The organism is Streptomyces sp. NPDC038200, assembly GCF_055600785.1.
Genome location: NZ_JBVJYH010000009.1, coordinates 244,713 through 263,881 on the forward strand (window position 1 = coordinate 244,713; position 19,169 = coordinate 263,881).

The 19,169-nt window shown below is 70.2% G+C and carries 16 protein-coding genes and 1 pseudogene; 14 read left to right on the plus strand and 3 right to left on the minus strand.

The genetic code is table 11. The annotated features are described in order from the left end of the window. The first annotated feature begins 41 nt into the window (after positions 1-41). From ACZ7KF_RS20935 to ACZ7KF_RS20965, 7 genes are all read left to right on the plus strand, one after another. Positions 42-1,250 (plus strand): ROK family protein, encoded by a 1,209-nt coding sequence (locus ACZ7KF_RS20935; RefSeq protein WP_471076885.1) that lies wholly within the window; start codon positions 42-44, stop codon positions 1,248-1,250. A 495-nt stretch (positions 1,251-1,745) separates the two neighbouring features. Then, the gene (locus ACZ7KF_RS20940; protein ID WP_471076887.1) at positions 1,746-3,230 is read left to right on the plus strand and encodes an APC family permease; all 1,485 of its coding nucleotides are present in this window, start codon (positions 1,746-1,748) and stop codon (positions 3,228-3,230) included. Between the two features lie 89 nt (positions 3,231-3,319). Continuing rightward, positions 3,320-4,333 carry an acetamidase/formamidase family protein gene (locus ACZ7KF_RS20945; protein WP_471076890.1) on the plus strand — a complete coding sequence of 338 codons (1,014 nt, stop codon included), beginning with the start codon at positions 3,320-3,322 and terminating at the stop codon, positions 4,331-4,333. Between the two features lie 238 nt (positions 4,334-4,571). Continuing rightward, complete coding sequence (locus tag ACZ7KF_RS20950) at positions 4,572-5,177, plus strand: N-acetylmuramoyl-L-alanine amidase (RefSeq protein WP_471076893.1); 606 nt, start codon at positions 4,572-4,574, stop codon at positions 5,175-5,177. A 236-nt stretch (positions 5,178-5,413) separates the two neighbouring features. Next, positions 5,414-6,718: a GAF domain-containing protein gene (locus ACZ7KF_RS20955; RefSeq protein WP_471076896.1), complete on the plus strand. Its 1,305-nt coding sequence runs from the start codon at positions 5,414-5,416 to the stop codon at positions 6,716-6,718. 56 nt (positions 6,719-6,774) lie between these two features. Further along, positions 6,775-8,298 carry an acetaldehyde dehydrogenase ExaC gene (gene exaC, locus ACZ7KF_RS20960; RefSeq protein WP_471076899.1) on the plus strand — a complete coding sequence of 508 codons (1,524 nt, stop codon included), beginning with the start codon at positions 6,775-6,777 and terminating at the stop codon, positions 8,296-8,298. A 570-nt stretch (positions 8,299-8,868) separates the two neighbouring features. Next, positions 8,869-9,348 carry a PaaI family thioesterase gene (locus ACZ7KF_RS20965; RefSeq protein ID WP_471076902.1) on the plus strand — a complete coding sequence of 160 codons (480 nt, stop codon included), beginning with the start codon at positions 8,869-8,871 and terminating at the stop codon, positions 9,346-9,348. A gap of 267 nt (positions 9,349-9,615) precedes the next feature. On the opposite strand, the gene ACZ7KF_RS20970 is transcribed toward ACZ7KF_RS20965, so the two are convergent. Both ACZ7KF_RS20970 and ACZ7KF_RS20975 read right to left on the minus strand, forming a co-directional pair. After that, positions 9,616-9,960 (minus strand): TetR family transcriptional regulator C-terminal domain-containing protein, encoded by a 345-nt coding sequence (locus tag ACZ7KF_RS20970; protein WP_471077096.1) that lies wholly within the window; start codon positions 9,958-9,960, stop codon positions 9,616-9,618. A gap of 286 nt (positions 9,961-10,246) precedes the next feature. Then, positions 10,247-10,855, minus strand: coding sequence for a DJ-1/PfpI family protein (locus ACZ7KF_RS20975; RefSeq protein ID WP_471076905.1), 609 nt, complete (start codon positions 10,853-10,855; stop codon positions 10,247-10,249). Positions 10,856-11,170: 315 nt separating this feature from the next. Here ACZ7KF_RS20975 and ACZ7KF_RS20980 point away from each other — a divergent pair, with 315 nt between their 5' ends. The 4 genes and pseudogenes from ACZ7KF_RS20980 (at position 11,171) to ACZ7KF_RS20995 (ending at position 13,626) form a co-directional block, all read left to right on the plus strand. Next, positions 11,171-11,668, plus strand: coding sequence for a nuclear transport factor 2 family protein (locus tag ACZ7KF_RS20980; RefSeq protein WP_471076907.1), 498 nt, complete (start codon positions 11,171-11,173; stop codon positions 11,666-11,668). Positions 11,669-11,697: 29 nt separating this feature from the next. Further along, positions 11,698-11,895, plus strand: a pseudogene (locus tag ACZ7KF_RS20985) (alpha/beta hydrolase); the annotation flags it as partial. A gap of 47 nt (positions 11,896-11,942) precedes the next feature. After that, positions 11,943-12,581 (plus strand): alpha/beta hydrolase, encoded by a 639-nt coding sequence (locus ACZ7KF_RS20990; protein WP_471076910.1) that lies wholly within the window; start codon positions 11,943-11,945, stop codon positions 12,579-12,581. Positions 12,582-12,789: 208 nt separating this feature from the next. After that, complete coding sequence (locus ACZ7KF_RS20995) at positions 12,790-13,626, plus strand: enoyl-CoA hydratase/isomerase family protein (RefSeq protein ID WP_471076912.1); 837 nt, start codon at positions 12,790-12,792, stop codon at positions 13,624-13,626. A gap of 183 nt (positions 13,627-13,809) precedes the next feature. Here the strand turns inward: ACZ7KF_RS20995 and ACZ7KF_RS21000 are convergent, their stop codons facing one another. Further along, positions 13,810-15,900: a SpoIIE family protein phosphatase gene (locus ACZ7KF_RS21000; protein ID WP_471076915.1), complete on the minus strand. Its 2,091-nt coding sequence runs from the start codon at positions 15,898-15,900 to the stop codon at positions 13,810-13,812. Between the two features lie 370 nt (positions 15,901-16,270). On the opposite strand from ACZ7KF_RS21000, the gene ACZ7KF_RS21005 reads away from it, so the two are divergent. The 3 genes from ACZ7KF_RS21005 to ACZ7KF_RS21015 are packed head-to-tail and all read left to right on the plus strand — an operon-like array spanning position 16,271 to position 19,127. Further along, positions 16,271-16,498 carry a ferredoxin gene (locus tag ACZ7KF_RS21005; protein ID WP_471076918.1) on the plus strand — a complete coding sequence of 76 codons (228 nt, stop codon included), beginning with the start codon at positions 16,271-16,273 and terminating at the stop codon, positions 16,496-16,498. Further along, the gene (locus ACZ7KF_RS21010; protein WP_471076921.1) at positions 16,488-17,882 is read left to right on the plus strand and encodes an NAD(P)/FAD-dependent oxidoreductase; all 1,395 of its coding nucleotides are present in this window, start codon (positions 16,488-16,490) and stop codon (positions 17,880-17,882) included. The genes ACZ7KF_RS21005 and ACZ7KF_RS21010 overlap by 11 nt, the downstream gene beginning before the upstream one ends. 39 nt (positions 17,883-17,921) lie before the next feature. Continuing rightward, entirely contained in the window at positions 17,922-19,127 is a 1,206-nt protein-coding gene (locus ACZ7KF_RS21015) for a cytochrome P450 (RefSeq protein WP_471076924.1), read from the plus strand. Positions 19,128-19,169: the final 42 nt, after the last annotated feature.

Here is a 19,169-nt window from a genome sequence, read left to right on the forward strand (position 1 = left end):
CCGGCACAGCCGGGCCGCAGACACCGAGGATCGACGGAGGCATGACCGCACCGCTGCACGAGGCGCGCCCGCCGGGCGCCGGACGCGCCCTGCCGGACACCCAGCAGGGCATGCGCCGACGCAACCTCGCCCGGGTGCTGCACGCCGTCAGCGCCGAGGGTTCGCTGTCCCGGGCCGCGGTCGCCTCACGCATCGGCCTGACGCGGGCCGCGGTCTCGACCCTGGTGGACGAGCTGATCCGCCGGGGGCTGCTGGAGGAACTGGGCCCCGGGCGGCCGGGCCGGGTGGGCCGGCCGGGATCGGCGCTCGCGGTGAGCGGCCGGGGGCCGGCCGGTATCGGGGCGGAGATCGGCGTCGACCACCTGGCGGTGTGCGTGGTCGACCTGCGCGGCGAGGTCCGCGCCCGGGCGGTACGGCACGGCACGAACCGTGGCCGGGCTCCCCGGGTCGTGATCGAGGAGCTGACGGCGCTGATCAGCGGGGTCGTCGCGGAGGCGGAACGCGCGGAACTCTGGCCCGCCGGTCTCGCGGTGGCCGTGCCCGGCCTGGTGGCCAGGGACGCCAGGACGGTCGTACGGGCTCCGAACCTCGACTGGCACGACACCGACCTCGGCTCCCTGCTGCCCGGCGGCTGGCCGCTGACCGTGGACAACGAGGCCAACTTCGGAGCCCTGGCCGAACTGTGGCTCGGTGCCGGAACACCTCCTGACTTCCTCCATGTGTCGGCCGAGATCGGCATCGGTGCCGCCGTCGTCGTGGACGGCCGGCTGCTGCGCGGGACCCGGGGCTTCGCGGGCGAGCTGGGCCATGTGCCGGTACGTCCGGACGGTCCCGCCTGCCCGTGCGGCGGCCGGGGGTGCCTGGAGCAGTACGCGGGCCAGGAGGCGGTACTGCGCGCGGCCGGGCTGGAGCCGCGGGAGGACCTGGTGAACCTCCTCGCGGAGCGCGCCGAGGCGGGTGACGAGGGGGTGCGGGCCGCGCTGCGGGACGCGGGTACGGCGCTCGGCATCGCTCTGACCGGAGCGGTGAATCTCCTCGACCCCGAGACGGTGGTCCTGGGCGGAGCCCTGGCCGGCCTCTCCCCTTGGCTGCTGCCGCCGCTGGAGTCGGAGCTGACGGGCCGTACGGCGGGTGCCGCGTGCCCGGTGGCGGTGTCGGGGCTGGGCCCGCAGGGCCCGCTGCTGGGCGCCGCGCACTCGGTCGTCCGAGCGGTACTGGACGATCCGGCGGTCGTGGCGGAACGTTCCTGAGACCGCGCGCGGACTACGCCTCCCAGGACGTCGTCGCACACGGCCCCCGTCCGGCTGCCGCTCGCCGCGTGGCATTCCGCGACCGACGACCGAGGGAATGGCGCGTCTGCCGAAGGAACGATTCGCCGATCTTCGGGCACGGCCTGGCCGCCGGACCTCGGCGTGACCGGATTCGCCAGTCCTCGACGTGACCGGTTCGCGGGCCCTCGGCACGACCGATTCCCCGGCCCTCGACACACCCGCTCGCCGGCCCTCGGCACGGCCGATTCCCCGGCCCTCGGCACGACCGGAACTCGCCCGATCGGGTGATCGAATTATCCACAAGCCGCGACTTGTCCACGGAACCGTGGCATGCCCTTCTGCCCAACCCGGCCGCGCCGTACCGTGATTCACGCGAGGCGCATTCGACGGGCCGTCATGGACGGCCGGGCGCCGACGGAATGAGGAAACGCGCAGGCGGCAGGTGACAGCGGACGGGCACGGATCGGGGGACACATGCACGGGAAGCAGACCGGGGCGCTGCGGCGCGACGCCCTCGGATTACGCGAGGTCCTGTTCCAGAGCGTCACGGCGATGGCACCGGCCGCCGCGGTCGCCGCGTCGATCCCGTCCGGCGCCCCGTTCGCGGGTGGCAGCCTTCCGTTGGCGGTGCTGATCGCTCTGGTGGCCTGCCTGTTCACCGCTTCCTGTGTGGCCGAGCTGGCCCGGGAGCTGCCCGCGGCGGGCTCGGTGGCGACCTACGCGGCACGGGGTCTGCACCCGGCCGTCGGCTTCCTCGTCGGCTGGGCCTACGTCTTCGTGGAGATGCTGGTGCCGCCGTTGCTGCTTCTGCAGCTGGGCTTCACGGTGGCGGGCACGCTGCACGCGGAGTGGTCCGCGTACCCGGAGGACCTGTGGTGGCCGTGGGCACTGGCGGGAGTGGTCGTCATCGCTGTCACCGGCTACCTCGGCGTGCGGGCCTCTGCCCGCTTCGGCACCGTCCTCGGCATCTTCGAGATCCTCGTCCTCCTGGTGTTCGCGGTCGTCCTCATCGCCCGGGCCGGCAGCGCCAACACCCTGTCGGTGTTCGGGACGTCCCACACCGCCGACGGGTACGCGGGGACCGCCGGGGTGTTCGCCGGGTCCGTGTACACGGTGCTGGCGTTCGCCGGATTCGAGGCGGCGGCACCGCTCGCCGAGGAGAGCCGCGACCCACGGCGGACGATGTACCGCGCGGTCCTCGGGGCAGCTCTGGGCATCGGCCTCTTCTATGTGCTGACGACGTATGCGATGACCGTCTACTTCGGCCCCGACCGCTTCGACCGGTTCGGTGCCTCCGGCGAGGCGTCCTGGGAGGGCGTCGCCCGGGCGTCGTTCGGTCTCTTCTGGGTGCTGGTGTTCCTCGCGGTGATCAACTCCGCGATCGCGAACGCCAACGCATGTGCCAACGTCTCCACCCGTACGGCCTTCGCCCTGGCCCGCATCCGCGTCCTGCCCGGCCTCCTCGCCACGCTCCATCCCCGGCACCGCTCCCCCGTGGCGGGCATCGCCGTGCAGACCGCCGTGGCGGTGGCAGCGGTGCTCGGGCTGGGCTTCGCCTACGACCCCGTGACCGCGTACGTGCTTCTCGCCACGGTGATCGTCACGGTCGTCATCGCCGTCTACATCGTCGTCAACGTCTCCTGCTCGGGCTATTTCCTGCGCGGGGGCCGAGCCGCCTTCAAGCCGGTACGGCATCTGCTGCTCCCGGTGCTGGGCATCGCCGCGTTCGTCCCCGCCCTGCTGACGGCCGCCGGGCTCCCGGTGTTCGACTTCGTGACGCAACTGACGCCTCCGGTGTCCTACGCCGGCCCGGTCGTCGGCGCGTGGATGGCGGCCGGTGCGGTGGTCCTGCTCGTGCTCGTACGACGGCACCCCGAGCGCATAGCCGAGACCGCGCGGGTCCACCTCGACGTGTACGAACCCGGTACCGACCGGCAGGACGGGACCGTGGTCCGCTGATCCACCGTCGTCGGCAGACGGTGGCGATCACCCGGCCAGGACCCGTCCCGGCCTGAACCGACCATCCCTCGGAAGGGAGTCAAGCGACGATGACCGACCCCCGGATCCTCACCGTGCGCCCGGAACCGGATCAGTACGCCTGGACGTTCGGCGGAGCGGCGCCCTTGGCGCGGATCGCACCCGGCACGGTCCTCGACCTGTACACGGAGGACTGCTTCGCCGGCCGGGTCCGCTCCGAGAAGGACCTCGTGTCCGAGGTGTGCGAGTTCCCCTACCTCAATCCGCAGACCGGCCCCTTCCACATCGAGGGCGCTGAACCCGGTGACACCCTGGCCGTGCACTTCGTGTCGATCGAACCCGCGCGCGACTGGGCGGCGTCCACGACGGTCCCCCTCTTCGGCGCGCTCACCTCCACCCCCACCACGGCCAGTCTCCAGCCACCGCTGCCGGAGCGGGTGTGGATCTGGCAGCTGGACCGGGCTCGCAGAACCGCCCTGTTCCAGGCGCGGGACAGCGACATCCAGGTGGAGCTGCCCCTGGACCCGATGCACGGAACGGTCGGAGTGGCGCCCGCCAACCTGGAGGTGCGCTCGGCCCTGGTGCCGGACGCCCACGGCGGGAACATGGACACACCCGAGATGCGGGCCGGCGTCACCTGCTACCTGGGCGTCAACGTCGCGGGCGCCCTGTTCAGCCTCGGCGACGGGCACGCCCGGCAGGGTGAGGGCGAGACCTGCGGCGTGGCCGTGGAGTGCGCCATGAACACGGTGGTGGTCGTGGACCTCCTCAAAGACGTCGCCACACCGTGGCCCCGGCTGGAGTCGGACACGCACCTCATCTCGACCGGCTCGGCCCGTCCTTTGGAGGACGCGTTCCGGATATCGCAGCTCGACCTGGTCCGGTGGCTGGTGCGCGACTACGGGTTCAGTGAGCTGGACGCGTACCAGTTCGCAACCCAGGCGGTCGAATCACCGCTGGCCAACGTGTGCGACACCAACTACACGTGCGTGGCCAAGCTCCGGAAGGAGTGGCTGCCGGCGCGGGAGACGTACCGCGGCGTGCACGCACGGCTGCGGGAGACCGCGCGGGCTCTGCGCCACTGACACCTCCGCCCCTCCCCGCCTCCCGCAACACCTCCGGCTGACGCCCCACCCCGACTCTCGCAACACCTCCGGCCGTCGCGCCACGCCGCCTCCCACGGCATCCCCAAGCCCGCACCACCCTCCCTGAACGCCTCCCGAGCAGCGCCCCCAGGCATGCCGAACGGCATTCCGAAAGGCATCCCCCAGGCCCTCCCGGGCCCCCCACCCCCCGGCCCAGGCACCCCGAAAGGCTTCCCCCATGGACAAGGACCGAGCGGAACCGCGGCTCAGCCGACGACGGCTGCTGAAGGGCGCGGCACTCGCCGCCGTCCCCTGCGCACTGCTTCCCGACACACGTGCCGGCGCCGAGACCGCGACCGTCGACTACCCACCCGCCGAGTGGCGGGCGGCAAGCTCCTCCAACTACACGCTGGCCGACCGCCCCGAGGAGTACGCCGTCGACCGGGTGATCATCCACGTCACGCAGGAGACGTACGCCGACGCCCTGGCCATCTTCGGCAATCCGCAGAAGAAGGTGTCCGCGCACTATCTGGTCCGCTCGACGGACGGGCACGTCGCCCAGTGCGTACACGAAGCCGACATCGCCTGGCACGCGGGCAACTGGAGCTACAACACGCGCAGCATCGGCATCGAGCACGAGGGCTGGGTGGACCAGCCCGCCTACTTCACCGACGCCCTGTACGAGCAGTCGGCGAAGCTGACGGCTGCCATTTGCGCCAAGTACGGGATCCCGCGGGACAGGGAGCACATCATCGGCCACTATCAGGTGCCCGGTACCGACCACAACGATCCAGGGCCGGGCTGGGACTGGGTGCGCTACATCAGACTGGTCAATTTCGCCTGACCACAGGTGGAGCCGCCGTCGTGCCGGTTGTCCGTGCGGACACCGGGGGTGAGGATGGTCCCAGCGGTCGTGGCATCGCCGAGCCCGGCCGCGTCACCTCCCGATCCGCCGTGCCTCGCGGTGCCGCCGCCGTGCCCCACCGCATCACCACTGCCGCACCCCGCCGCCGTGCACCACCGCACCACCCCTGCGTACGCCACCGCGACACCGACGATTCACCCTCCGGGGAGGCCGAGTTGACCGATCCATGGGTTGCCCTGGAGCCGGGGGCCGACCCCGCCGAGCGCGTCCGGGTGCTGCGCCGGGCGCACGACACGTTCACCACCGGGGGCACGGTGCCACGCCCGGTGCGGTCGGTGGTGGCGGAGTCGTGGCGGCGCAGCGCGCGGGCCGGTGTCGGGCCGGACGGCACCGCCCGCGTCGAGCTGACCGACGGCGACCTCGGCGCCTACCGCGCGGAGCATCCGCTGGCCCGGGTGATGCCCCTGTTCCGGGAGCTGATGGGCACTTTCGCAGCCGATGGCGAACATCTGCTGGCGGTGTGCGACGCGCACGGCAGACTGCTGTGGGTGGAGGGACATGCGGCGACCCGGCGCCGCGCGGACCGAATGAACTTCGTGCCGGGAGCCCGCTGGGCGGAAAGCGCGGTCGGCACCAACGCGCCGGGCACCGCGGTCGCCGTGGACCGGCCCGTGCAGGTCTTCACCGCGGAGCACTTCATACGGCAGGTGCAACCGTGGACGTGCGCCGCCGCTCCGGTGCACGATCCCCGCACCGGACGGGTCCTCGGAGCCGTGGACATCACCGGCGGGGACGGACTCGCCCATCCGCACAGCCTCGGTTTCGTGCAGGCGGTGGCGCGGGCCGCCGAGGCACAGCTCGCCCTGCTCGCTCCGGAGCGCCCCGAGGAGACACCGCTGCTGAGCGCGCTCGGCCGGGACGAGGCCGTACTCGCCCTCGACGGAAGGAGCATCAGGCTCAGCCGCCGGCACAGCGAGATCCTGGTGCTGCTGTCCCGGCATCCCGAGGGCCTGAGCGGTGACGAGTTGTTGTGCGCGCTGTACGCGGACGAGTCCGTGACCCCGGTGACGTTGCGGGCCGAACTGGTGCGGTTGCGTCGCCTGTTGGGGCCGGGGCTGCTCGCCTCGCGGCCGTACCGCCTGACGGCGGCGGTCGAGTCGGACGCCACCGTGGTCGAGCGGCGGCTGGAGACGGGTGCGCTCACCGCGGCGGTGGAGGCGTACACCGGCCCCCCGCTGCCCGGCTCGCAGGCGCCGGCGATCGTCCGGCTGCGGGAGCGGCTCGCCGGCGGGCTGCGCACGGCGCTGATCGCGCACGGGGACCCGGACCTGCTGGCGGACTGGGCGCACACGCCGTGGGGCGAGGACGAGGTCGAGGTGTGGCGGGCGCTCGCCGCGGTGCGGCCCACGGCCGCGGTCCGTGCCCGGCTCGCCGTCCTGGAGGCCGAACTGGCGGTGCCGGCCGGCCGGGCGCCGGGGCGGAGCTGTGACGCAACGTACTTGCAACGTCCGCTCATCTAGCCTCGCGCCGAGAGCTGCCCAACGGCGGGCAGCGCCGCACCGGGAGGCAGACCAGGATGACTCGTTACGCGGCGCCGGGCACGGAAGGCGCGATCGTCTCCTACCAGTCGCGCTACGACCACTTCATCGGCGGTACCTATGTGCCTCCGGCGCGCGGGCAGTACTTCGAGAATCCGTCGCCGGTCAACGGGCAACCGTTCACGGAGGTGGCGCGTGGTACGGCGGAGGACGTCGAGCGGGCGCTGGACGCGGCGCACGAGGCGGCGCCCGGGTGGGGCCGTACGCCGGTGGCGGAGCGGGCCGACATCCTGCTGAAGATCGCCGACCGGATGGAAGCCTGCCTGGAGCCGCTGGCGGTGGCCGAGAGCTGGGAGAACGGCAAGCCGGTCCGGGAGACGCTGGCGGCGGACATCCCTCTGGCGATCGACCACTTCCGCTATTACGCGGGGGCGGTCCGGGCGCAGGAGGGGTCGCTGAGCGAGATCGACGACGACACGGTGGCGTACCACTTCCACGAGCCGCTCGGGGTGGTCGCGCAGATCATCCCGTGGAACTTCCCGATCCTGATGGCAGCCTGGAAGCTGGCGCCGGCGCTGGCCGCGGGGAACACGGTGGTCCTCAAGCCGGCCGAGCAGACCCCCGTCTCCATCCACTACTGGCTGAGCCTGATCGCGGATCTGCTGCCGCCGGGCGTGCTGAACATCGTCAACGGCTTCGGGGTGGAGGCGGGAAAGCCGCTGGCGTCGAGCCCGCGGGTGTCGAAGATCGCGTTCACCGGCGAGACCACGACCGGGCGGCTGATCATGCAGTACGCCTCGGAGAACATCAAGCCGGTCACCCTGGAACTCGGCGGGAAGTCGCCGAACATCTTCTTCGACGACGTGTGGGCGCATGACGACGACTTCCGGGACAAGGCGCTAGAAGGCTTCACGATGTTCGCGCTCAACCAGGGCGAGGTCTGCACGTGCCCGTCCCGGGCGCTGATCCAGCGCGGCCATTACGCGGAGTTCCTGGAGGCGGCCGTCGAACGCACCCGGCTCATCAAGCCGGGCCACCCGCTGGACACCGACACCATGATCGGCGCGCAGGCCTCCAACGACCAGCTGGAGAAGATCCTGTCCTACCTCGACATCGGCCGCCAGGAGGGCGCGAAGATCCTCACGGGCGGTGAACGCATCGAGCATGAGGGAGAGTTGAAGGGCGGCTACTACGTGCAGCCGACCATCTTCGAGGGTGACAACCGCATGCGGATCTTCCAGGAGGAGATCTTCGGCCCGGTCGTCTCGGTGGCGTCCTTCGACGACTTCGACGACGCGATCAAGATCGCCAACGACACGCTGTACGGCCTGGGTGCGGGCGTGTGGACGCGGGACATCAGCACCGCCTACCGCGCGGGCCGCGCGATCCAGGCGGGCCGCGTGTGGACCAACTGCTATCACAGCTACCCCGCGCACGCCGCGTTCGGCGGCTACAAGCAGTCCGGGATCGGCCGCGAGACGCACAAGATGATGCTGGAGCACTACCAGCAGACGAAGAACATTCTTTGTTCTTACAGCCCTCAGAAACTTGGCTTCTTCTAGAGCTTGAAGTCGGGTTGCTCGGAGGCATCGTTGCGCTCCAGGCAACCCGTCATAGAAGATACCCACTGTAATCAATCGGGTTCTTAAAGCTACAGTCTGGCATACATGGGAGTTCCCACCGCCATTCGCGGACCAAAGAGCTCCGAAGGACCCAACCCAAGCAGGGCCGAACCGTCGGCACCCGTACGTCCGTGTCAACGCCTCCACGGGCGGCGGCAAGTCGGTGACTCTGCGGTGCATCGCCCTCCTCTTGAACCGCAGTTGACCTGGCCTCCAGTGCCGTGGAAGACGATGCGCCCTCAGTCGACCATCTCGATGCTCACCCGTACGCGCCGGACGGCATTTTTTTCCGCCGTCCGGCATACCGGGCGCGCCGGATGGTGATGAGCGGACCGTCGACGCCGGCCTTGGTCTCATTCGCGTCGGCCCGGACAGCCCTGAACCCCGCGGCGGCTGAAACACCCTGCAGGACGATTCCACCGCAGAAGTGGCCCGCCCCGCCATCGCCGACCGGCACGCCACACCGACAACACAAGCGACCGGGCAAGAGCCGCAACGTACAGATCACGTGTGTTCGGCTGGGAAGATCCAGCCATCACCACCGACGCCGTCCCTCACCACCGCGGTCTCGACTTCCTCCGCGAGATCCTGGCCGGGCGCCTGCCCGCCCCGCCCATCGCCGCCGCCCTGGGCTTCACCCTGGAGGAGGCCGAGCACGGCCGGGCAGTGTTCGTACTGGTGCCGGGCGAGGAGCACTACTACCCGATCGGCAGCGTCCACGGCGGCGTCTACGCCACACTGCTCGACTCGGCGGCCGGCTGCGCGGTGCAGTCCGTGCTGCCCCGGGGCATGGGATACACCTCGATCGACCTGACCTTGAAATTCCTGCGCCCGATCACCGTCGACACCGGCAAGGTCCGCGCCATCGGCACCGTCCTCAACAGCGGCCGCCGCACCGCCCTCGCCCAGGCAGAGCTCCGCGACTCCGACGACCGGCTCCTGGCCCACGCCACCAGCAGCTGCATCCTCTTCCCGATCCCGGTGCCCTGAGCGCGATGGGGCCCGAGAGAACTGGCCAGCCTGTCGAGGCTGCTGCATCGGTCAGGTGTTCTCCTTGCCGTCAGCGCCCTTTGCGCGCGCCTTCACCGAGAACGGGTTCGTCGTCCTGGGGACGCGATCCATCGGTCGCACAGGGAGGCATACGGCGGGAAGACGACGATCCTGGCGCCCCAGGACCCGTGCGACGACGTCCGGTACCGGCTGCGTCTCCCGACGACCGCACCCTCACCTGCGGGGTCCAGAAGCGGCCGGTCGCGATCAGCGCAGGAGGACGCCGAAGACCATGTGGAAGAAGGCGTCGAAGGGAGCGGAGGACTTGTCGGCTCGGGCCGCGATCAGCGTGCCCTCCCAGGCGCTGAGGATGAACAGCGCGGCCTCCTCGACCTCGAGAGCGGCGTCCAGCTCACCTGCTTCCCGGGCTTCGGTGAGGACCCGGCGGATGCGCGCGGCCCACCGCTGGAAGCCGCCCTGGACGGCGGAGCGGATCTCCTCGGAGTGGTCCGCCACCTCGGCGCCGAGGTTGCCCACCAGGCATCCGCGGGCGAAGCCGCTGTCGACCGTGTCCGCGCCCAGGAACTCGAAGTGCGCCCGAAGCCGCTCCAGCGCAGTTCGTTCATGTGGGTCTCCTGAGGTGCGGCGCCTGCGGGCAGGATGATGCGGTCAGCACAGACGGTTCGTCGACGGACCCGCAGGCGAAAGCGCTCTCCCGCCCAAACCTACGCACAGGCACCCCACGCCAGGGGAATCCGTGGGCCCGTGATCACGTGCGGCAGACGAGAGCTTGAGTCCGGACAACCGCCCGTGACCAGCACCGATCGCTCACATTAGGTCGTAACCAGACGGCTTCAAGATGGTGGATCTTCATTGGACCGAGACTGATCACGGGCCGTCAGCGCAGTGCAGCCTCGCCCGAGTGGACGGCGCGCATGGCCCGATCGACGGTCTCCTGGTTTTCGCCGACCGGAGCAACGTAGCCGATGACGTCGCGCGCGGCATCCTCCCCGAGCATGCGGGTGATCACCCACGTGGCGAGATACTGGGACGCCAGGCAGCCGCCCGCTGTGGCGATGTTCCCCTCGGCGTGGAACGGCGCGTCCAGCACGGTGACGCCGCAGGCTTCGACAAAGGGCCGGCTCTTCATGTCCGTGCAGGCCGGCATGCCGTCCAGCAACCCCAGCCGGGCGAGCACCAGCGCGCCGGAGCACTGGGCACCGATCAGCTGTCGCGAAGGGGCGAGCCGCAGCCGGGAGATCAGTCGGTCGTCCGCGACGACGTCGCGCGTCTGCACGCCACTACCGATGAGCACGACATCGGCTTCGGCCACGAACGCCATCGGGCGCTGCCCTGTCACCTCTACACCGTTCATCGACGTGACCACAGGCGTCGGCGTCGTGACGAAGGCTTCCAGACCCTCCCTGCGGCATCGATTGATCAGCGCGGAAGCGATGAAGCTGTCGAGTTCGTTGAACCCGTCGAAGGTGACCACGGCTACCTGCATCACATCTCCTTCAAGCATGGCATCCCATCTGTACTCTTCCCTGGCTTGCCGGTCCGGGGCGAGAGCCCGGTCAGCGGCTGGCTCGGGTGCGGCAACCTCATCATGGCCGTGGTTCACCAGCGCGGGGCGCCGTCGGCAAGTTGGAGTTCACTTCGGCCGAAGGAGAAGTTCTCGTTCGGAAGAGGCGAACTGCAGCTGGCCGAAGGGACTCCGCGCTGGTGAATCCCGCGGCCCAGGCCGTCGGCCAGGGCCTGTCCGACGGATACCGCGAGCAGGCCGGAGACCGGGGCAGGCCGGGCGCGGTGCCCGACGCGGGTGCACGGCCGTCGTCACCGGAACCGTCGCAACCACCGGTGCTGCCGGTGCGTTCCAGCGTCGCCGCGAAGTGTCTTGCCCCGCGCCGGGAGTCCGCCACGCCTGCAGGGGTGGACGAACGCCTTCGCACAGAAGTTCGCCGCCGCATTCGGTGAGGCGTTCACCAAGGACGTGGTCCTGGAGACTAGCGTCCTAACCCGCCCGGCGGAAGGCCGCGACCAGGTGAAGAAGGTAATGGGCGCGGCGAGCGTGATCTACGAGTCGCTCCGCTTCATCCGGGAGACCGTCGACGGCCCACGAACCTACCTGGAGTGGGAGGCCACCGCGTTCGGCGGCCTGCCGATCGAGGGCGTCACCATCCTGACCAAGAATGCGGACGGCCAGACCCTCCGAGCCGCCATCCACCACCGGCCACTGGGCGCCGCGCTCCCGTTCTCCGCGGAACTGCGTACCCGGCTGGCCGGCGAGATCGACGCCGACTCCTTCCACCAGGGCTGAAGGCCGACCCTACTAAGAAAGGTTGTCCCATGATTCAGCGCAAGGATGTCCAGTTCGAGGCCGACGGCGCGGTACAGCTGCGTGGATGGCTCTTCCTGCCGGACGGCCCGGGCCCGCATCCGGCGATCACCATGGCCCACGGCTACGCCGGGGTCAAGGAGCACGGACTCGAGCCGTTCGCACGGGCCTTCGCCGAGAACGGCTTCGTCGTCCTGACCCATGACCACCGCGGCTTCGGAGCGAGCGACGGCCAGCCGCGCCAGGACGTCGACCCATGGCGGCAGATCGCCGACTGGCGGCGAGCCACCTGGAGAGCCTCCCCGAGGTCGATCCGGAGCAGATCGGCCTGTGGGCCAGCTACGCCGGCGGCCACGCCATCGTTCTGGGCGCGACCGACCGCCGACTGCGGGCCGTGGTCTCCCAGGTGCCAACCATCAGCGGCTTCGAGCAGGGCCGGCGCCGCATCGTCTCCGAGGCCGTCGCGGCCCTGGAGGAAAGCTTCTCCGAGGACGAGCGCGCCCAGTCGCGTGGCGAGGCCCCCCGCACCCTGGCCATCGTCGGCAGGGACCCGGCGGTGCCCGCGTCGTACCGGACGCAGGAAGCCATCGACTTCTACCTCCAGCCCAAGCCCGACGGTGTGTGGGAGAATGAGGTCACCGTCCGCTCCACCCGGGCCGCACGCATGTACGAGCCCGGAATCTGGGTCAACAGGGTCTCGCCCACACCGCTGCTCATGGTGGTCGCGCTCAACGACACCGTCACCGTGACCGACCTGGCCCTCGCGGCCTACGAGCGAGCGCTGGAGCCCAAGCGACTGCGGACGATCCCGGGTGGCCACTTCGACCCGTACACCACCCAGTTCGACAAGGCGAGCAGCGCCGCCATCGAGTGGTTCCGCGAGCACCTCGCCTGAGGGGCACCCCGCAGGCCACCACGCCCGGCACACGGGGGCCCGTGTGCGATCTGGCGCTGCAGCCCAAAGGTGTCCTGCTGCACGGCGCGTGCTTCGAGCCGTACCAGGCGCAGTTCGAATCGCGTCCGGGCACGGCCCTTGAGTGGTTCCAGTAGTACCTCGGCCACTTCCCGGCTCCCCTCCGCACCCCCACCCATAGGAAATGATCATGACATTCGCCTACTCGTCGATTCCGACCCGACAGGAGGCCGGTGTCCTGTCCGCCACCCTCGACGCCGGCCCTCTCAACCTCCTCGGTGTCGACCTCGTCCGTGACCTCGTCTCCCTCGTCGACACGCTGTACACCGACCCCGGTGACGTGCGGGTCGTCGTCATCGACAGCGCCTCACCAGAATTCTTCTCGGCGCACGTGGACCTCACGGCGATCCCGCAGTACACCGCAGAGGCCGCGAAGGCCGGCGGTCCCGGTGACGCCTCGCTCGGCATGTTTCTGTACAAGCTGGCACAGGTGCCGGTGATCACCATCGCCAAGGTGCGTGGCAGGGCCCGTGGCGGTGGCAACGAACTTGCCCTGGCCTGCGACATGATCTTCGCCGCGCGTGAGAACGCGGTATTCGGGCAGTTCGAGTCCGGCACAGGCGCCCTGCCCGGCGCCGGCGGAATCCAGCACCTGACCCGGCGCTTGGGCAGGACACGTGCCATCGAGGTCATCACCGGCGCCGACGACTTCGACGCCGATCTCGCGGAGCGCTACGGCTGGATCAACCGCGCCCTGCCCGACGCCGAGCTGGACGGCTTCGTCGAGCGCCTGGCCAGGCGCATTGCAGGCTTTCCACCCGAGGGGGTCAAGGCCGCCAAGCGCTCGATCAATGACCTCACGCTGCCCCACCCGTCGAACGTCCGCTCCGACTCGGCCACGTTCCTCAGCCTGGTTGCACTGCCCGAATCCCGTGAGCGCCTGGACTACCTCGCGAACCGGGGCCTTCAGACGCCTGGTGACCTCGAACGTGACCTCGGCAAGGCCGTGGCGGAGTTCCCCGGCTGACAGTGCCAGCTGCTGCAGGGTTGCTGGATCCGGACGGTTGCCCTGGCCAAGGTGGGAGCGGTGTCAATGCTGTGCTTCGCGGCGTCTTCGGCGAAATCCTGCCGAGCGGCTGCAGCTGCAGCTGCACCGACGCGCGCTTGCCGGCACTGTCGGCCGGCGACGATTCGGGCGACCTTGCTGTCGCTATGACCGCTGAGGGGGACGGGGCGAGGTTGCGGGCGGAAGAGTCTGCTCGGCCCAGACGGTCTTGCCGTCGAGGGAGTAACGGACGCCCCAGGTCCGTGCGAGCTGGGCGATGATGAACAAGCCGCGCCCGCCTTCGTCGACCGTCTTCGCGTGGCGCAGCCGCGGCGCGAGGGCATTGCTGTCGTGGACTTCGCAGGAGAGCGTGCGGTCCTTGATGAGGCGCAACCGCACAGGCGGTGCGCCGTAGCGGATGGCGTTGGTGACCAGTTCGCTGACGATCATTTCGGCGGTGTACGCGGTTTCCTCATCCACTCCCCAATGGCTCAGCTGGAGTTGGGTGTGGTCGCGCGCCACGGCGACAGCTTTGGGATGGTGGTCGAGATGCCACGCGGCGACCTCACCAGCGGGGAATGTGTGGGTGCGGGCGAGGAGGAGTATGACGTCGCCGTGGCGGGTGTCGCTCCGCAGCCGGTAGAGCACGTCGTCGCACAGATCCTGCAGCGGCCGGTCGGTGTGGGCCAGCACCCGTTGGAGTGTCTCCGGGGACCGGGAGGTGGTCAGGAGGGATGGGGTGTAGAAGGCGAGGACGCTGCCGTCGGTGACAGAGACCGTGGTGGCAGCGAAGGGGGGCCCTTCGGTGGTCCCCAGGGGAGGCCCGCTCGGCAGCTGAGGGATCTCGGTACTGCCATCGGGATGGGCGATCACGGGTGGGGGGTGGCCGGCCAGGGCGATGGTGCAGGTCTGGGCGAGCGGGTCGTAGACCGCGTACACGCAGCTTCCCGTAAGCGGCATGGGATCGCCGGGCGGCAGAGCTGTGCGTTCCTGGGCCAGGCTGATGGTCGTGTCGTTGAGGCGGGCGAGGAGTTCGTCGGGCTCCAGGTCGAGCGCGGCCAGGGAGCGCGTGGCGGTCCCTATCTGTCCCAGGGTGGTGGCCGCGTGGATGCCCTGGCCGGCTACTTCGCCGACCACCAGGGCGGTGCGGGCGCCGGAGAGGGCGAATGTGTCGAACCCGCTGCCTCCGCCGGTTTCAGAGGGCACCAGCATGTGCACGGTTTCAACGGTCGTCTGCGTCGCAGGCTCGGGAAGGAGCAGGTGGCGCTGGATGGTCAAGGCGATGGTGTGTTCGCGGGTGTATCGGCGGGCGTTGTCGATGCACAGCGCGGCGTGAGCGGCCACTGCGACGGCGAGGGTGACATCGCCCTGGTCGTAGACGTCGCCCTGGCCGGTGCGGTACAGGCTCATCAGTCCCAGCACGGTTCCCCGCAGCGTCAGGGGCGTGGTGATAAGACTGTGGGCACCGGAGGCGAGGATCGCCTCGGCGCGCTGCGGAACGGCCGCCAGCCAGGGCGTTTCGGGGCCCAGGGCGACCAGGCGGGGCTTGAGGTCGGTGAGCGTCTGCGCGTAAGGCGTCGGAAACGGCAGAGCCCGTACATCACCTACCGGATGTGCCTGAACCTGCTCCTCGCCGCCACTGCGGCCGAAGGCGGCACGGCGCAGCGGCATCTCCCGTCCGAGAGGACTCGGCGGAGGTTCCTCGCCACGCACCGCTGCCTCCACCACTTCCACCACGGCGATGTCGGCGAGGTCTGGCACCACCGCCTGCACCAGTTCCTCGCAGGTGGCCACCACGTCGAGGGTCTGTCCCACTCGCTCGCGCACCGAGCCGAGGACGCGCAGACGGGCGCGTACCTTTTCGCGTTCGGTGACATCGAGTATCTCCGTCAGTACCCCCAAGATCCTCCCCTTCGTGTCCTCAAGGCGACATGCCGAGACGGAGACCTGGTACTCCGGCCCCGGCCCGCCCTTCGGACGCACCCCCACCGGTCGCCCCTGTGCGGGCGCGCCGCTCTCCAGCACGCCGCGCAGCATCGCCTCGACCTCACCAGGCGCGGAGAGGTCATACACGTCGGTGAAGTGCCGGCCCATGATCTGTTCAAAGGGCGCTGTGCGCAGGGCCGGCGTTATGACGCTGATCCGCAGGATTCGCAGCTCCGTGTCCAGGACCATCAGGCCAGTCGGGGACTGGTGGAACAGCGCTTCCAGTACTGCCGCACCCTCGACGGGCGAAATGGCTTCGTTTCGCGCCACGGCGACCCACCTCCCCTATCCAGCCTGCCCCTGCCTCCTGCGCGCCGCTCCCTCGCATTCCGGGACGTGCCCGAACGTCTGGGCCGAGCAGCCCCTCCCGCCCGCAACCGCGGCCCGACCCACTAGCGGTCGGCCGGTTTGTCACTACACGTATCGTTCGGCGCCTGTCCGGAGTTCCCGCCGGACCGCCCCATCGGGTTGGTGGTCGCGCAGGTCCACCTCAACGCGGGGGCGAGCGCAGACGGCCGCCCGGGTCGCGCCCGGCCCGTCCGGTGTTGGGGCGGCCGGCAGCGCCTTGTTCCCTTGAGGTTGGCCGGTCGGGTGCGCAGCCGGCGGCGACCGCAGCCTCGCAGAGAGCGTGTTCCACCAGATGAGGCTTGTCGTCGATCTCAACCGGTGTCAGGGATTCGCGCAGTGCGTCTTTCTCGCCCCGGACGTCTTCTCCCTCCACGGCGAAGAGGCGCTGCTGTCCTCCCCTCGCTTCGACGAGGAACAACGTGACCGGGTGGAGAAGGCCGCTGCCGCCTGCCCGGTCCAGGCCATCCTCGTCGACTACTCCGACGAGCCGACCAAGGGTGCGCAGCCTCATGTCGGCTGACACGGACGTCCAGGCCCTGCGGCGCCAGGGCCGCATCGTCGTGGTCGGTGCCTCGCTGGCCGGTCTGCGCGCGGCGGAGACCCTGCGCGAGCAGGGCTTCACCGGGTCGTTGACCATGATCGGCGACGAGCAGTACGAGCCCTACGACCGGCCGCCGCTGTCCAAGCAGGCACTGCTCGGGCGGGCACGGCCCGAGGACACCGCGCTGCCGCGGCGGCGCGACATCGACGCCGACTGGCGTCTGGGCGTGGCCGCCGAGAGCCTCGACAGGGCCGCCAAGCAGGTACGCCTGACGAACGGCGACACCGTACCCTACGACCGCCTGCTGATCACCACCGGGACCAGGGCACGGCCCTGGTTCCACCCGGAAGAGGCCGCGCTGGACGGAGTGTTCGTGTTGCGCACCCGCGACGACTCCGCACGCCTGCACCGCAAGCTGACCGGCGGCGTGTCCCGGGCGCTGGTGATCGGCGCCGGTTTCACGGGCTCCGAGGTCGCCTCCGCCTGCCGGGAGCTGGGCCTCGACGTCACCGTCGCCGAACGTGGCCCGGCGCCGCTGGTCGGCGCGCTCGGCGGAGTGATCGGCGCGGTCACGGACCGGCTGCAGCGCAAGCACGGAGTCGATCTGAGGTGCGGCGTCAGCGTCACCGCCCTCGAGGGCGACGACCTGGGACGGCTCAGGCGCGCCCATCTGTCCGACGGTTCGGCGATCGACGTGGAGGTGGCGGTCGTCTCGCTCGGTGCCATGCGGAACACGGAATGGCTTGCCGGCTCGGGGGTGGCCGCGGGTCCCCGGGGGATCGCGTGCGACGCCGGGTGCCGGGTGTTCGACGTCAACGGCATCGTCACCGACGACATCTACGCCGCCGGTGACGTCGCCCGCAGCCCCCACCCGCTGTTCGACTACCAGTTCCTGGCGCTGGAGCACTGGGGCAACGCGGTCGAACAGGCCGAGATCGCCGCCCACAACATGATCTGTGCGGGTCCGGACCGTCGTCCGCACCTGTGGCTGCCGATGTTCTGGTCCACCCAGTTCGGTGTCAACATCAAGTCGGTGGGTGTTCCCTCGCTGGGCGACCAACTGGTCGTCGCCCAGGGGGCGCTCGCCGAGGCACGGTTCGTCGCGGCGTACGGCTACCGCGGCCGCGTCATCGCCGCGGCGTCCTTTGACGGAGCCAAGTGGCTGGGGTTCTACGAGCAGCAGATCGCGTCCGGCGCCCCCTTCCCGCCGGAGTACCGCTCGGTCGACCGCCGGACCGAGACGTTGGAGCCGATCGACCCGGCCTCTCCCGACCTTCATCTGCCCACCCACGGGCCCACCGTCACGCTGACGGGCCACTCACCGAGCGAGCGGCGTGTCACGTTCGTTCCGTCGCATGCCTGATCACCGGCCCTGCACCGCTCGGAGCCCTTAGGAGTCACCATGACGTCCGGCACCATCTCCGCGCAGATCACCGACTACGCCAATCGGGCCGATCCCTATCCGCTCTACGCGGAACTGCGCAAGCAGCCGGTCAGGCGGGAGGAGGACGGCACCTATCTGGTCAGCACCTACTACGAGGTGCGGAGCCTGGCCAACGACCCACGGATGAGCAACGACACGAGCAACCGTCTACCCGGCTACGCCCGCGTCGGGCAACCGGTGGAGTCCGGACTGCCGCCCAGCTTCATCTTCACCGACCCGCCCGTGCACGACCGGCTGCGCGACACCATCAACCGGCCGTTCGGCCCGCCGCACAGCCCCAGGTTCCTCGACGGCCTGCGCGAAGACAGGGCCAAGGTCGTCACCGAGCTGCTCGACGCTTTCGAGGGCAAGGACCAGGTCGACATCGTGGAGGACTTCTCCTACCCCCTTCCCGTCACCGCCATCTGCAAGGTCCTGGGCGTGCCGCGCGAGGACGAACCGCGCTTCCACGTCTGGGCCGATGCCCTGGCGTCGTCACTCGACCCCCGCTCCGGCGACGACGGCGGCCCTGAAAAGGCAGGGCGGGCCCGCCAGGACCTTGGCGCCTACCTGTCCGATCTGATCGAGACCAAACGCCGCCACCCCGGCCCCGGGATGCTCAGCGCGCTTGCCCCCGTCATGACACCGGCAGACCTGGAGGCCACCGCGGTGCTGCTCCTGGTCGCCGGCCACGAAACCACCGTCAACGCCATCAGCAACACGACCCTCACCCTGCTGCGCCACCCCGACCTCCTCGACCGGTTGCGGAAAGACCCGGACCTGGCCGTCCCGCTCATCGAGGAAGTGCTCCGCTACGAGCCCCCGGTCCAGTTCGTCCCATGGATCACCGCCCTGGCCGACATCGACGTCGCCGGCACCACGATCCCCAAGGGCTCGCCGGTCTGGCTCATGCTGGCCGCGGCCAACCGCGATCCCCGGCGCTTCGAGGACCCCGACCGGCTCGATCCCGACCGCAAGGACAACGAGCACCTGGGCTTCTACACCGGCATCCACTACTGCTTCGGCGCCCCTCTCGCCCGCATAGAACTCCATCTGGCTGTCCCCGAACTCTTCCGCCGGGTCAAGTTCTCCCGGCTGCTCGAGGACCCGCCGCCGTACCGTGCCAACGCGGTGCTGCGCGGCCCCCGCCACCTTCCTGTGGCGATCGAAGGCCTGCTGGCCTGAGCACCGCCACAAGGGCCGGGAGAACTGGTCCAGAGCGTGTCT